The sequence below is a fragment of the Bacillus hominis genome, from assembly GCF_030348325.1.
Lineage (GTDB): Bacteria > Bacillota > Bacilli > Bacillales > Bacillaceae_G > Bacillus_A > Bacillus_A hominis.
The window spans coordinates 72,050-86,967 of record NZ_JAUCFS010000004.1 but is presented as its reverse complement, the minus strand read 5'-3'; the positions used below and the strand labels follow the sequence as shown (position 1 = coordinate 86,967).

Genomic DNA, 14,918 nt, shown 5'->3' with positions numbered 1-14,918 from the left:
AGGTTCATACTAAATTTTGTTTAAAAAATATGCGAAATGGAGTTGAATTAAATATGGAATTTGAAGGTAGAAATTCTACAGAATCTGCACTTCTTCATTATAAGTATGGTTTGGGTTTATTTACTGAGAAGATGCCTAAACTAGCCGAACAATTTAATTCCTTTACAGAGGAATGCTTTAAAGAAGGCACCTTATCAAAAAAGCAAAAACAGTTAATTGCTTTAGGTATTAGCCTTTATTCTCAGGATGAATATTGTATCATTTATCACATTAAAGGATGTCTAGATCAAGGAGCTTCAGAACACGAGATCTTTGAGGCGGTGGGAGTGACAGCTGCATTTGGTGGTGGTGGTACTATAAGTCAGGCAGTAACTCTTGTACAAGAGTGTATGCAAGAGTTAAAGCAGTAATAGGAATGTCATCATGGGTTGAGGAATATGATTCTGAAATGCAAGCTATAGCAAGCATTTATCAGCCTGTTAATCAGCCTTTACAATAATATAGGAAATAGTAAGTTGCACATTAAAAAAATATATATTAATTAGATTGTACTAGATAGAGCTGAACAGATTAATTATTCTTACTCTGTTCAGCTCTATTTTTTAATCGTCTTTTAAGAAGAGATTCAACATTTATATATAATTTAAAGTGGGTTTATGTTTCCATAAAAAGGAATAACTATTTTTCCATGATTCGTAGCATATTAAAATTATAGGAGGTGATACACTATGGCAAACACTAATAGCGGAAGTCGTAATGAATTATTGGTTCGAGGCGCTGAGAATGCAATTGATCAAATGAAGTATGAGATCGCACAAGAGTTTGGTGTACAACTTGGTGCAGACACAACAGCTCGTGCAAACGGTTCTGTTGGTGGCGAAATCACAAAACGTTTAGTTGCAATGGCTGAACAACAACTTGGCGGTGGAATTACCCGCTAATTTTAATTATAAATAATAGGTAATTGATATAAGTTGTAGCAGATATTCAAACCAATTTCTGTCGTTTAATTAATTTTAAAATAAACCCTTATAGCAAACGATTTTTCACTCAAAGATTATTGATAATCTTCGATAATAATCTTTGAGTATTTTGTTTGCAAATTTCTTTCCTAAACTACAAACACACACAGTGTTGGGAAGGTGTTTCCCATGTATGATAGAAAGTCTTTTGTAGGAAAAAACATACTTAAAAATATCTTTTCAATATTGAAAACTATACTTATTATGATATTTTCGAAAGGGAGGCATTTTAAAATGGGTGTATTAAGTGGAAATCCTCAAAATGAGCCTTTACATTACGGAGAAGTATTTGATATTTGGAGTTATCTTCTTGCGGCACAAGGATCTGTTGCTGGACATCAAGTATTTATGAATCACACAGGTGATGAAGATTTAAAGAAGTTCTTACAAAACTTAATTGAAAATGATATGACTTCTGAAATAGAAGAGTTAAAAGCTCTTTTAAAGGTGAATGGAGTGGCTTTACCACCAGCACCTCCAGAAAGACCGGTTGCTTCTATTGAAGATATTCCTCCTGGCGCACGCATCAATGATGCTGAAATTGCAGCAGCTGTTGGAGTAAGCCTTGCAGCAGGATTAGTAACTTGTAGTCAAGTGATGGGGAAATGTCTTCGAGAGGATGTAGGCATGCTCTTTGGACAATTTCACATGAAAAAAGCACAAGCTGGAGTAACTTTACTACGTTTAAGTAAGAAGAAGGGTTGGGTAGTTCCTCCGCCATTACATGTTCGAAATTCTGAACAAGCTTAACGGGAATAATAAAAAAAGTGGCTCTCGGCCACTTTTTTATTTCAATTTATCAGTTTTATCTTCTACTTTTCTAGATGGATTTCCCCTTTTTATTCTAGAATAATCTACATACTCATCAGAAATCTCCATAGCATATTTATCATGACCAATAGTAGTGGATTCTCGTGAATCCTCATCCCCATGTAAAACAACTTTCTTCATATAGATATGAAAAAATATTTCTGCCACACCAATAAGCAAAGCTGCAAAAAAAGCAGATGCTCCAATATTACGAGTCAAGTCTATATCTGCTAAAAGATACGTTAATGCCCAAATTCCTACAAAGCTCAAGCCCAAATCAGCAATGGTAGCCACCATGTTTCCATACTTAGGTAAAATAAATAAATCTCCTATTAAATAGGCCGCTCCAGTAATTATTAATGAAATAAACAATATTCTTGGAATCGAAATACCCTGAAAAATGCCTAGTATCATCAATAATACAGCACTACTACCGGTATATTTAATTAATAAGGCAACAATATGTTTCATCTGTATTCCTCTAATTCTTTAATCGGTATGTAAGAGAAAACGCCTTAATAAAAACAGGCTGTGCCTTAATAAAGCACAGCCTGTTTCATTATGTTCTGGAGGTCTGTTTATTACATGATACTCATATGGCAAACACTTTTTATTTCATTCTCCTACACAATACTATTTTGTGAAATATAAGTATGATTTATACTATGAAAAGTTAAAAAATGGATACCCAAAAAAGGGTTATTTATTTTGCATTGCTTTTTAACATATTAAAGAGTGAAGGAGGTGACATAACATGTCCAACAATAACAGTGGAAGCAGAAAGCAATTATTAGTACATGGTGCTGAACAAGCTCTTGATTAAATGAAATATGAAATCGCTCAAGAATTTGGTGTGCAACTTGGTGCAGACGCAACAGCTCATGCAAACGGATCTGTTGGTGGAGAAATGACAAAACGTCTAGTAGCAATGGCTGAACAACAACTTGGCGGTGGAGTTAATCGTTAACCTTAGATAACACATGAATAAAAAAGGAGAGACACATCGTCTCTCCTTTTTTAAAATTGTAATTTATTAAGGAATAAATTACTTTTCAATTCTTCATTCAGTTTTTGTTTATAAGAGCAAGCTCCTTTTTACATTATGATCTTTAGTATATAGAGTTACTAAAAAATATTATCCTCTAAATAATTCTCATAAATTTCCGTAAGTAAGATAGACTTTAAAAAACAGATAGTAAATAAGCCTAGATTCACTGATAAAAAGGATCAAAAGGAGAGGGGATTATTTTTTGGAACGATAGAGCATTTCAGATACTGTTACACATTCGTAATCGTTTCTGTATAAATATCTCATAATACTTTCTAATGCTTTAACTGTCTGAGATGTCTGAGAAAATTCGCTACCATTCCAATCATGGAGTAGAATGATATTGCCAGGTTTAACACCTTTTGTTATATATCTAGAAATTTTGCTGGCTGCTGGATTTCTATAATCTTGAGGATCCTGATGCCATGACCATAGAATAATAAGCTTCCCATTTTTTATAGCTGTATTAATAATTAAATCATTGTAAAGGCCTCCGACTGGACGATAGAGAGTTGGTTTATAGCCAGTAATTTGCTTGATAATTTCATCCGTTTGATCTAATTCTGCAGTTGATTTAGCGGCGGTAATATTTTTATCATAAATATGATTATAAGTATGATTAGCAATTTCGTGTCCTTCTTTTACTTGCCTTTTTAAAATCGCAGGAAATCTTTTAACTTTATTACCTGCTACGAAAAAGGTTGCTTTCGCATTGTATTTAGCTAAAATATCAAGTATTTGAGGGTGAAAATAGGATGAGGCCCATCATCAAATGTTATTGCAACTATTTTTTCCTTTGTATTTACTTCCCAAATTACCTTCCCTGTTTTTTCATACGCCTTAAGACTATCTGTAAAAGCATATATGGGTATTTGTGTGGAAAAAAAAGAAATGATTAAAAGAATGAGGACCATCCAATTATTTTTCACGAATAATACACTCCTATGAGATACAAGTAAGTTTAGTTTATGGAGTTATTATCAAATTATTTAATACGAAATTAAAAAGTGGAAAGAGGCAAGAACTGAAGCTCAAAACTATCATTTTCTCATCAGTTAAGGATTCAATTTTACATTGACGCTATTCATTGTATACACTTTCCTTTAATGGCACACTTCCCATATTGTAATCCTTTACTTTTTTGATATGGTGACTCCTAATAGAAGAAACTCACTCAAAATGGAAGAATGGAGAAATGCTACTTTGCCCCCGGTTGTAGGAATCTTGGAGTTTTTGCACCAGAACAGTATTATGTATATCGAGAAAAAATAAAAGACAACTCTAATTAAGAGTTGTCTTTTTGTGTAGTAAAATTTACAAAATCTGAAGATATACAAACGACTAGAATACGTTATGGTTATTATTATAACAAAGATGAAGAGTATTGAGAATAAAAAGAATGTTATAATGAGCTTTGAGCTTTTTGTTAACAAAGTTTCGAAAATAAACTTTTTATAAAGGTTTCCTTTGAATATGATTATTGTATTTCGAGGGTTTCCTTATAAACCTTAGCTATATATTTTACAAAATCAATGACGGGATAGTGTATGAGTGAACGGTGCTGCGTAAAACAAATCCCTTCTTTTTCCATTTTGGAAATGAGTTGTTCAATTTTCAACTCTTTTTGTTGTATCCTATTATAATTTTGGTATACAATATTTTTCCATTGATAGGAGGAGCCGTGAAAATAACTTTCTCCTTTTACCCTGTGACTAAATATTATTTCTATTTTTTCTCTACGTTGCTTTTCCTTCATATGCGCTTCCGTTGACTACATGTTTATCGCCTCTTCCCTTTGTGCACGGTCTAACCGTGTAAATAACCCCATTATAGCCAATGTACAGTGATCTTGTTGGGAATTGTCGTTTAAGGCTATCTCATCAACTGTATATATTTTTCAAGCGCTTAATCTAGCATCTTGGATCTTACATCTAAATAAGTTGTTAGTCTGTATAACATACCATTACTCTTTTCAGTTTTTGCTACCAATAACAAAATTAAAAAGTAGTGAAAACGCAGGAAAGATTAATTGTTTATCAATCTTTATTATAAAACGATTCTTTATGGGCATGCACCTTTTTACAATCACCAAGATTTACATCATGACGAGTATCTTCATCCATGAATGTTATTCTCTATTTACTGATGATCGTTTTTTTATCTAGGCTAAGCAACATACCGTATGCCTCAGAACCCCTTTTATAAAAAAGGACAATATAGGTAACGGTTCCCCTTTTGATTTGAAAAAAATCATATAAAAATATAGTGCTCTTAAAGAGTTTTGTTACAAATTTGTTATGTTTGACTTAAAAAAAGGAAAGTAATATTTATTTGTAGAAAATTTTTAAGGATAAAAATCAATGTAAAAATAGAATGACTATCTATGATAAGAAAAGGGGGCACTTATATATGCTAACAAATGATTTAGATTTCCGATTAGAACCACGTTTAAAAGAACTGTATGAACAACATAAAATAAGAGCGCAGAAGATAGACTGGGGTTATCATGAGTTTTTACCATGGGATAAGGGAATGGACTTTAAAAGAGTTCCTTGGGATGAAAGTCAAGTTACTCTTCCTTCTGGTGTAATTACGGCCATTGAAACAGCTTTATTAACAGAAGTGAATTTACCATGGTTTACAACGTATTTATCTGCAACTTTTAAAGGGTCCCTTTCTGTTATTACAGACTTTATTCATATCTGGACCTCAGAAGAGGATCAACATTCGAATTTATTGGAGACATATTTACTACTCACTCGAAGTGTGAATCCTAAACGAATACATGAATTAAGAAAGTCAGTCGTTGAGGGTGGATTTGAGCCTGATTTTCATACACCAATCGAAGCCATGACGTATACGACGCTACAAGAACTTGCAACGATGGTGTTTTACAATAATGTTGCTAAGGTTGCAAGTAAGCATGATCCAGATCTTGCTACATTATTACGCCGTCTTGCAAAAGATGAGACTCTTCATTATGCGTTTTATCGAGATGTCATTCGAACACATTTGGAATTGGAACCTAATTATTGCTATCATATTGCCAATGTGATTAAGAATTTTAAAATGCCAGGTGCCGTCATGCCTGATTTTGAAAATAGAATGGCTGTGATTGCAAAAGAAGCGAATTATGGACCACTACAATATTTTGATCAAGTACTTGATGTAGTGGTTGATTATTGGGGGTTAAAAGACTTACGACCAATTGCACCTTTAGCTGAAAAAGCAAGAATTGAGATTTTGGAATACCACACAAGATTGAAAAAAATACGGGATCGATTTGGTCGTTTTCAAGGGAAAGCTGATCTACGTTAATGAGTAGAGATTTCAGAATATAAGCGGGGAAATCCCCCTGCCCTTTATGGGAAATCTGACACACTCCCTATTGTTTTGGGGGTGTTTTTTACTTAATTTTTATCAAAAAAGTGATTGACGATAAAAATGATTTTATGATATTATAAAAAGTTTGATAAAAAATCTCATATATGTTAAGGTTAAGAAGGTTACCATATATGGAGGTGGATTATATGTTTCAAATTGGCGATAACATTGTTTATCCAATGCACGGAGCAGGTATAATTGAAGCCATAGAAGAAAAAGAATTCTCAGGGAAAAAACAACAGTATTTTGTTATAAAAATGTCAATCAGTAATATGCAAGTCATGATTCCTATGGGTAAAATATTAAGTTCGAGTATACGCCCAGTTACTGATATACTTGCATTAAAACGCATTATACACATTTTTCAGCATGGAGAATCAGATAAATTACTGCCGTGGAAACAAAGGTATAAAGTGAACACGGACAAAATAAAAACGGGTGAAATACAAGAAGGTGCTGAAGTTGTACGTGATTTAATGCGTATGAAGAAAGAAAAGGCACTTAATACAAGCGAAAAAAAAATGTTGGATAACGCACATGAATTTTTGATTAGTGAACTAGGATTAATTAAAGGAATCACTGAAAATCAAATAAAAAGTTTCTGTTAAGGTTCATTATAGATAATGTATTACATCCCCCGAAAATATCCTGAATTTTTCGGGAATATGATTATTATTAAAAGTAAATCATTTCAAAGACATTCAACTTCTTCAACTCACTTTTAGAGTAGGAACCTCATTTGTTATTACTTCAATCTAATCCATTTTTATTTTTAAATTTCTTTTACGAACGTTCGAAGTTTCATCAAATAACTCGATTAAATAGTCACTTGATTTTTGCAATCCTGATTCACACTGGCACGGACAAGGATCCGTAAGGATGAAAGAGAGGTAGGACTTTCATTGTTTTAGGTAATATACTATCTAAGTCATTATTTCTAGAAGAAAAAACAATCAATCTCACCGCTATCTTTAAGAGTTTCTTACATCTACTGAGACAGTGAATAGTAATTGTTTATCTTCTTTACGTAAAATTGATAAACGAACTGGTAACACCATATGGTCAACTACAAAAAATGGTTTCCAGACCAGGAAACCATTTTAAATTCCATTTACATAACAATAGTAAATGAAGCAGTAAGAAGGAGTGCACACATGAAAAAAATGTTAACAAAAGAATTAAGTAATGAATTAAAGAAGCGGGAAGGGATCATTTCTATTACGGTTGAGCCTTATGAAAAAATCGAAGTTGGTGGAATTCGTGTAGATGGACCAGCTGTTATTCTAATTAATCAAGAATAGCTAAAAATAGTTGAATGAACGAAGAAAAGGATCAGCCTTTACGAGAAGGGAAGATCCTTTTTGTTTGCTGCAGCTAATATGGGATATACATAACGTTTATCTGATGTGTTGGGGTTAAAAGGAAGGAGAGGGTCGGGATTATCATGGTGGAAAGCTTAATATTGGTAGGATTTCTTTTTACGTTATATAAATTAGTTGATAAAAAAACAAACTAATTATTTAAAACGATATATTGGTTCCTTTTTAAGGGCGAGATTTATTTGATAGTGAAATGGATAATTTAAAGGAGGAATTTAGATGGATGCAAGGAAAGAACGCATAAAATACGAGAAGATGTCAAAGAACTATGACCGTATTTATTTAGTTTCGTTTCTCCTATTAATTATACTTGTTTGTAGTAGTGTGATTATCATAGGAGCTACAGGGGGGAAATATGGAGTGTTTTTGTTGTTAGCAATTTTACTTAACGCACGTATTACTAAAGAATCTCAAAAAAAGTATGAGCAGTATTCTAATAAAGGACGTATATAAAATGATACATATCTTGAAAGGAACAACGTGGATGTACATTCAAAGTATCCCTATATCATCACCTATTAACTAGTAAAAGTAACCTTATATAAATAATTTTTTAGCAATTTAGGAATAGAAAACGTACCTTATCAAAATGTTATTTTCTTTCATATAATGAATTATCCTTCTAGCATATTTATAAGATTTACATCATATATTAAGAGAAAGAATGTAAGTTAGAAAGGAGTCTTATAGAATGAGTTATTTGGAGGGGAATGACTTTAGTGAACAAAATATGGTAAGTATACCTAATCCCTACGTATATCAGACATTACAATCAGCAATTGGTAAACATGTGGTTATTGAAACTGTAAGAGGTAATGTAAGAGGAAAGTTAAAGGATGTGAAACCAGATCATTTGCTCATTGAAGATACGGTACCGTATATTGTACGCATTCAACAAATTGTATGGATTATGCCAAAACAATGATCAAATTACATCTAATTTGATTTATAATAGATTGGTTTCATAGACGACCAAATAAAAACACAGGGTTTTATCTCTGTGTTTCTTCAAATTTTCGTTTTTGGATATATGCTTGAGCATGAATAATTTCTTTCTGAAGTTCTTTTAATTCTTCCGTAGATCCGGTTTCAATCCTCATGTACGTAGTAACTAGACTAATCATCATATCCATCTTCTCTACTATATTTTGAATGACCTGTTCAGATTGCTCTTTTTTAGGGTGTTGTATTGCCTTTAATACATTTTCCATATAATTGTTTTTTCTTTGCTGGATATCATAAATAAACTGTTTTGTGTTTGAGTTCATTTGTTTTCCCTCCGTTTTGGATATATTTCCATTCTATCATATTTGAATAGAAAATATTGGATTCCCCTACATTTACACCTGTCTCGTACATCTCCTCAAATATACAAACTAATTCCTTAACGTACAGGGAACTGGCTAAAATATGTCCAAATTGTGTCTAAACGTACAATTTTCTTTTTTTGATATGGTGACCCCATGCCCATCAACTTAAGAGATTAATTGTTCCCCTAAATGAAAAAAATGAACTGAATTTTCATGAACAACTATGAAGAGATACAATTTTCGTTTTGGGGATACTCTAAAATATTTGCTTGATAGTGATGTGTGGTGATCCCATTTAGTAAAATAAGCTTATCTCGCATCTCTCATTTAAATGTATTATTAACTAGTTTCTTCCAATCTACAAAGGACAACTTATCTGTAATATGTTTTAACTCATTAGGAACTTCAATATGACATATTAATTCTAAACTGTTACCATCTGGGTCTTTGAAGTATACTGAAGCATTACCTTGGTGTGGGCGGATAAATGGCTCAATAGATTCTCTATTACCAAATTGGACAGCTTCAACTTGAATAAAATCTAGCCACTTTAAAGATTCTTTTAAATCTTCGTATGAAACTCGAAAACCAATATGTCGTAAAGAAGGGTGGTATCGAGTTTCATACTCATTTCCTTCCCATAATCCCAACCAACTCTTACCTTTTTCAATCCAAAAGAAAGCAGTGTCTTCATCACGCCAAGCAAGTTTCAATCCTAATTTTCGATAAAATTCAATTGAATTTTTTAAATTACTAACTGGTAAGTGTGCTTCATACAACCCTTTAATCATATGGTTTTCCCCCTTATTTTCTGTTCTTGAATATTAAATATATCAATGTAAAAACAATATTAAATCCACTAATAGTATTAAAATTCTATACATCTTTAGAGGTAATGTAATAGGGGGCACCATACATGCTTATCAGCTCAAAAATATTCACTACACCCAAGTATAAAAAAGCGTTATTCTTTCTAAAAAGCTAGGCAGAAAGGGTGACACTTTTTATGAATTTTTCGATTCAAGATGAATTACAACTATTTTCTGAAGAGCTGTATCGTCATTTAACCCCTTCTCTTTTGGAAGAACTCGCAAAAGAATTAGGTTTTGTAAAAAGAAAACGAAAGTTTTCAGGAAATGAATTAGCTACCATATGTATCTGGGTAAGTCAACGTACAGCGAGTGATTCTCTCGTTCGACTATGCAGTCAATTACACGCAGCCACAGGCACTCTTATGAGTCCAGAAGGACTCAATAAACGCTTTAATAAAAAAGCGGTTGAATTTTTGAAATATATTTTTTCTGCATTATGGAAAAGTAAACTTTGTAAAACATCAGCCATTTCAAGTGCAGCACTCACGTATTTTCAACGAATTCGTATTTTAGATGCGACGATTTTCCAAGTACCGAAACATTTAGCTCATGTATATCCTGGATCAGGTGGTTGTGCACAAACAGCAGGTATCAAGATTCAATTAGAATATGACTTACACAGCGGACAGTTTTTAAACTTCCAGGTAGGGCCTGGAAAAAATAATGATAAAACATTTGGAACAGATTGTTTAGATACCTTACGCCCAGGAGATTTATGTATTCGAGATTTGGGTTATTTTTCATTGGAAGACTTAGATCAAATGGACCAAAGTGGCGTGTGCTATATATCAAGACTTAAATTAAACCATACTGTCTATACGAAAAATCCGTTTCCGGAATACTTTCGAAATGGGACAATCAAAAAACAGTCACAGTATATCCAAGTTGATTTAGAGAACATTATGCACACGTTAAAACCAGGACAAACGTATGAAATAAAAGAGGCGTATATTGGCAAGAACCAAAGATTATTTACAAGAGTAATTATCTACTGATTAACAGAGGAACAAATACTGGAACGTAGAAAAAAACAAAGCTATACCGAAAGTAAAAAGGGGATTACATTTTCAGAAAAGAGTAAACGATTAACGGGTATCAACATATATGTTACGAATACGCCTTGGGAGATGGTTCCGATGGAACAAATCCATGATTTTTACTCCCTCCGCTGGCAGATCGAAATCATATTTAAAACGTGGAAATCTCTATTTCAAATTCATCACTGGCAAACTATCAAACAAGAGCGATTAGAATGCCATGTGTATGGAAAACTCATTGCCATTTTTATCTGTTCTTCCACGATGTTTAAGATGCGCCAACTTCTGTTGCGAAAGCACAAAAGAGAACTAAGTGAATATAAAGCAATTGGGATGATTCAAGATCATCTATCCCTGTTATATCAAGCGATACAGAGAAACTCCCATATAATAATAAAGGTTTTAATCTGCCTGTTTACCCTACTAAAGAAAAATGGCCGGAAATCTCATCGATATGAGAAGAAAACTATCTTTGATATTATGGGTGTTATCTATGAGTATAGTGGATATAGAAAACAAAAAAAGTTGCATAAGTAAAAAAATGAAACCCGTTAGGGTTTATTTCGTATGCTCATTTTTAGGAGTATAATACTGTTTAAAAGTTTGTTCATTTCAATTAATGGAAAACCGTGGAGTTTCTATCCTTAAGTTGATGGGCATGTGGTGTTACCCCACATCCATCAACTTAACGTATATTTTTATACAAAATGCGGTCTTTCCACGTAGTTTTTTATTATCTTTTATAGATGTTATAAAAGTAGGCACATCAAATAAACCCTGACGGGTTTCAAATTTTTCGCTATGCTACCTGATGGGCAGAAGTGGTATACTCATACACAACACCTAAAATATCAAAGACTGTTTTTTTCTCATATCTGTGAGATTTTCGTCCGTTTCGCTGTAGGAGGTTAAACAGACGAAGGAGAATCTTTGATAATTCTTGGGTGTTTTTATGTAGTGCTTGATGAAAAAGTAAGAAATAATCTTTAATTATGTACATCGCTTTATATTCACTTAGTTCTTTCTGTTTCTTACGTAACAGGAGTTCTCTCATTTTAAACATAGTAGAAGAACATAATAGGATACTAATGAGTTGTCCATAAAGGTGGCATTCTAATCGCTCTTGTTTAATAGATTTACAACGATGAATTCGAAACCAAGATTTCCATATTTTAAATAACAGCTCAATTTGCCAACGCAGTGAATATAAATCATAGATTTTCTCTTTCGGTACCCATTCCGTAGGAATGTTTGTCATATATACCGTAATTCCTTGTAAAAGTTTCGTACGCTCTGTATATGTAATCCCTTTTTTCTTTTCGCGAATAGCTCGATCATGTAGACGTTTCTGTTTTTGCTCCTCTGTACATCTATAAACCACAATGCGAGTGGGTAGTTTGTCTTTGCTCCCTACATATACATCATGTAATTCATACACTTGGCCAGGTTGTAATTGGTTCATGATGTCTTCCAAATGAATTTGTATATATACCGGTCTCAATTGAGCAGGTTTTGTTTTAAATACCACTGTTTCGAATTCTTTTCTATATATTTTAGTTGGTAATTTAAGACGCGATAAATAATACCCTTCCTTATCTTGGATCGATTTAAAGTCTTGTAAACGAAAATACCCTAAGTCACGAATATATAGTTCATTCTTTTGTGTCATGTCCATTCGAGTCGCCCCATATGCCTGATCACTTCGTTTTCCTGGTTCAATTTTCACATCAGAAAACTCTCCACTCAACAAGTCATACTCTAATTGAATTTTCACACCAGCTGTATGACTACAGCCTCCGGCACCAGGATAAGTAGCTGCGAATCGATCTGGAACTTGAAAGGTTGTAGAATCAAGGATGCGAATCCGCTCAAAGTAAGCAGAAAGAGAATGAGAAATTGTAGATGATCCTCCAATTTTAGCTTGTAGAAGTGTAGTAAATACATTTCGAAAGAAGGCTACAGAAGCCGAGTTAAATCGTCGATTCAGTCCCTCAGGACTTAATAAAATTCCTGTTGAAGTTTCTAATTGACTACAAAGTTGAGTAAGAGAGGTTGTAGCGATTTGTTGATTTAACCATACACACAAAGATAAAAAATGGTGCCCATGGCACTTACGTTTTCGTTTCATTCCACCTGCTTCTATAGCTAATTGATTAAGTGTAGCGGGAGACATATATCGATATAACTCTTCGGCAAATAAAGACAGCTCTTGTTTTTGATGCATATTCATAAAAAGCACGTCACCCTTTCTCATTAACATAAGAGAATAGTAACGTGCTTTTAAGTTTAAGAATAGTCTAAATCCTTAAGTTGATGGATGTGTGGTGTTACCCCATCGCTATCAAGCTAAGCTTATGCAAAGTCAATTTTAGACGAGATTGTTTCTTTTTTCTAAAGGGCAAGTGTAGTTGATTGAAAGATTTGCATACGAAATAAACCCTAGCGGGTTTCATTTTTTTGAATTAAGCGGCTTGATTATAAGACAGGGTACAATTGTAAACGACACCTAATATATCAAAGACCGTTTTTTTCTCATATCGATGAGATTTCCGCCCGTTTTGCTGTAGGAGATTGAACAGGCGAAGTAACACCTTTGATAACTCTTGGATGTTTTTTTGTATAGTTTGGAATAGAAGAAGAAAATAGTCTTTAATCATATATATGGCTTTATACTCACTAAGCTCTCGTTTTTTCTTCATGAGGAGCAATTGGCGCATCTGAAACATGATAGAAGAACAGAGTAGAATGGCAATCAACTGACCATATAGATGGCACTCCAATCGTTCTGGTTTTATCTTTTTACAATGATGAATTTGAAAGAATGACTTCCACGTTTTAAATAAAATTTCGATTTGCCAACGCAAAGAATACCAGTCATGTACCTGTCCCATCGGGACAATATCTGTAGGGGTGTTTGTCATATATACGTTGATACCACTGAGTCGTTTACTACGAGGAGAATACTTCATTCCTTTCTTTTTTTCTCTTACAGCTTGATCTTGTAATCGTTTTTGTTGCTGTTGTTTTGTTAATCGATGAACAATTACACGAGCTGGCACTTTATCAATCATTCCTACATAAGCATCAGCTATTTCACATGTTTGTCCTGGTTGAAGAGAGTTCATTAACGTTTCCATATCTATCTGTATATACTCTGTACCTTTCTTAATTCTTCCATCTTGAAAATAATCAGGGTTAGGATTTTTTTGATACATACGTGTATTCGACTTGATACGAGAGATATAGTAGGCCTCTTTATCTTGTATATATTGAAGGTCTTTTAAATGAAAATAACCTAAATCTCGGATACATAAATCATTCGCTGTTACAGTTGGAGCACACAGCGAGCCGTAAGTGCGATCATGTTGTTTACCTGGACCTGTATGAATATGTAGGAACTGTCCACTTAACAAATCATACTCAAGTTGAATTTTTATCCCAGCTGTATGGCTGCATCCTCCTGCACCTGGATAAACCGATGAAAATACATCCGGGAGTTGAAATGCAGTTGAATCTAAAATACGAATACGCTTGAAAACAGAAGTGTATGGAGAAGAAATCGGCATAGATGCGGCCATTTTTTTGCTTAATAGTTCGGCTAGTAGCTGTTGTAAAAGTAGGACGGCCGTCTTATTAAACCGTTGATTCAGTCCCTCAGGACTGATGAGTACTTCTGTTGATGCTTCCAAACAGCTAGATAATTGAGTTAAAGAAGTTGTAGCGACATTTTGGCTCATCCATACACATAAAGCGACTAAATCTTTTGCTTGGTATTTACTGGTTCGTTGTACGAAACCAACATCTCTAGCAAGATCGCGTAAGATATTTGGAGATAAAAAGCTTTGAATCTCTTGAGCAAATAGTTGTAGTTCATCAGATATAGAAATAGACATACAAAAAACGCCATCCTTTCCTATGATTCTACAGAAAGGATAACGTCTTTTTTACTTTATGGGTAGTGCTATTCCTTGTATGACTTCTTGTGATTTCGGTGAAAGTCGTGATGGTACTTCATTCTCCCCCTTCGAATCATATTGAACTCACATCCTAACCATT

The 14,918-nt window shown here is 33.6% G+C and carries 14 protein-coding genes and 3 pseudogenes; 10 read left to right on the top strand and 7 right to left on the bottom strand.

The features are described 5' to 3' along the window. The first annotated feature begins 53 nt into the window (after positions 1–53). From QUF93_RS02060 to QUF93_RS02050, 3 genes are all read left to right on the top strand, one after another. Positions 54–410 (top strand): carboxymuconolactone decarboxylase family protein, encoded by a 357-nt coding sequence (locus QUF93_RS02060; RefSeq protein WP_289361289.1) that lies wholly within the window; start codon positions 54–56, stop codon positions 408–410. Positions 411–728: 318 nt separating this feature from the next. Next, complete coding sequence (locus QUF93_RS02055; RefSeq protein ID WP_283751124.1) at positions 729–941, top strand: alpha/beta-type small acid-soluble spore protein; 213 nt, start codon at positions 729–731, stop codon at positions 939–941. A gap of 315 nt (positions 942–1,256) precedes the next feature. Continuing rightward, positions 1,257–1,772 (top strand): DUF3231 family protein, encoded by a 516-nt coding sequence (locus QUF93_RS02050; RefSeq protein ID WP_215596745.1) that lies wholly within the window; start codon positions 1,257–1,259, stop codon positions 1,770–1,772. A 36-nt stretch (positions 1,773–1,808) separates the two neighbouring features. Here QUF93_RS02050 and QUF93_RS02045 read toward each other — a convergent pair whose 3' ends face one another. Beyond that, positions 1,809–2,303: a YndM family protein gene (locus QUF93_RS02045; protein ID WP_289361288.1), complete on the bottom strand. Its 495-nt coding sequence runs from the start codon at positions 2,301–2,303 to the stop codon at positions 1,809–1,811. Between the two features lie 283 nt (positions 2,304–2,586). Between QUF93_RS02045 and QUF93_RS02040 the strand changes: the two are divergent. Continuing rightward, positions 2,587–2,799, top strand: a pseudogene (locus tag QUF93_RS02040) (alpha/beta-type small acid-soluble spore protein). A gap of 244 nt (positions 2,800–3,043) precedes the next feature. On the opposite strand, the pseudogene QUF93_RS02035 reads toward QUF93_RS02040, so the two are convergent. Together QUF93_RS02035 and QUF93_RS02030 are read right to left on the bottom strand one after the other, a co-directional pair. Continuing rightward, positions 3,044–3,809: pseudogene (locus QUF93_RS02035) on the bottom strand (polysaccharide deacetylase family protein). Positions 3,810–4,357: 548 nt separating this feature from the next. Beyond that, positions 4,358–4,636, bottom strand: coding sequence for a hypothetical protein (locus tag QUF93_RS02030; protein ID WP_289361287.1), 279 nt, complete (start codon positions 4,634–4,636; stop codon positions 4,358–4,360). A gap of 653 nt (positions 4,637–5,289) precedes the next feature. Between QUF93_RS02030 and QUF93_RS02025 the strand changes: the two genes are divergently transcribed. From QUF93_RS02025 to QUF93_RS02005, 5 genes are all read left to right on the top strand, one after another. Further along, a complete protein-coding gene (locus tag QUF93_RS02025) occupies positions 5,290–6,198 on the top strand; it encodes an acyl-ACP desaturase (protein WP_289361286.1) in 909 nt (302 codons plus the stop codon). 212 nt (positions 6,199–6,410) lie between these two features. Then, the gene (locus tag QUF93_RS02020; RefSeq protein ID WP_193666173.1) at positions 6,411–6,872 is read left to right on the top strand and encodes a CarD family transcriptional regulator; all 462 of its coding nucleotides are present in this window, start codon (positions 6,411–6,413) and stop codon (positions 6,870–6,872) included. A 546-nt stretch (positions 6,873–7,418) separates the two neighbouring features. Next, the gene (locus QUF93_RS02015; RefSeq protein WP_000738547.1) at positions 7,419–7,565 is read left to right on the top strand and encodes a BC1881 family protein; all 147 of its coding nucleotides are present in this window, start codon (positions 7,419–7,421) and stop codon (positions 7,563–7,565) included. Between the two features lie 297 nt (positions 7,566–7,862). After that, on the top strand, positions 7,863–8,096 hold the full coding sequence (locus QUF93_RS02010; RefSeq protein ID WP_289361285.1) for a hypothetical protein: 234 nt from the start codon (positions 7,863–7,865) through the stop codon (positions 8,094–8,096). Between the two features lie 238 nt (positions 8,097–8,334). Beyond that, positions 8,335–8,568, top strand: coding sequence for a YuzF family protein (locus QUF93_RS02005; RefSeq protein ID WP_289361284.1), 234 nt, complete (start codon positions 8,335–8,337; stop codon positions 8,566–8,568). A 67-nt stretch (positions 8,569–8,635) separates the two neighbouring features. Here the strand turns inward: QUF93_RS02005 and QUF93_RS02000 are convergent, their stop codons facing one another. After that, the gene (locus tag QUF93_RS02000; protein WP_098310525.1) at positions 8,636–8,911 is read right to left on the bottom strand and encodes a hypothetical protein; all 276 of its coding nucleotides are present in this window, start codon (positions 8,909–8,911) and stop codon (positions 8,636–8,638) included. Between the two features lie 365 nt (positions 8,912–9,276). Continuing rightward, a complete protein-coding gene (locus QUF93_RS01995) occupies positions 9,277–9,744 on the bottom strand; it encodes a VOC family protein (RefSeq protein ID WP_289361283.1) in 468 nt (155 codons plus the stop codon). A 215-nt stretch (positions 9,745–9,959) separates the two neighbouring features. Here QUF93_RS01995 and QUF93_RS01990 point away from each other — a divergent pair. Then, positions 9,960–11,399: pseudogene (locus QUF93_RS01990) on the top strand (IS4 family transposase). A gap of 262 nt (positions 11,400–11,661) precedes the next feature. Here the strand turns inward: QUF93_RS01990 and QUF93_RS01985 are convergent. Together QUF93_RS01985 and QUF93_RS01980 are read right to left on the bottom strand one after the other, a co-directional pair. Further along, a complete protein-coding gene (locus tag QUF93_RS01985) occupies positions 11,662–13,092 on the bottom strand; it encodes an IS4-like element ISBce2 family transposase (RefSeq protein WP_080019313.1) in 1,431 nt (476 codons plus the stop codon). A 232-nt stretch (positions 13,093–13,324) separates the two neighbouring features. Beyond that, the gene (locus tag QUF93_RS01980) at positions 13,325–14,755 is read right to left on the bottom strand and encodes an IS4 family transposase (protein ID WP_289375169.1); all 1,431 of its coding nucleotides are present in this window, start codon (positions 14,753–14,755) and stop codon (positions 13,325–13,327) included. Positions 14,756–14,918: the final 163 nt, after the last annotated feature.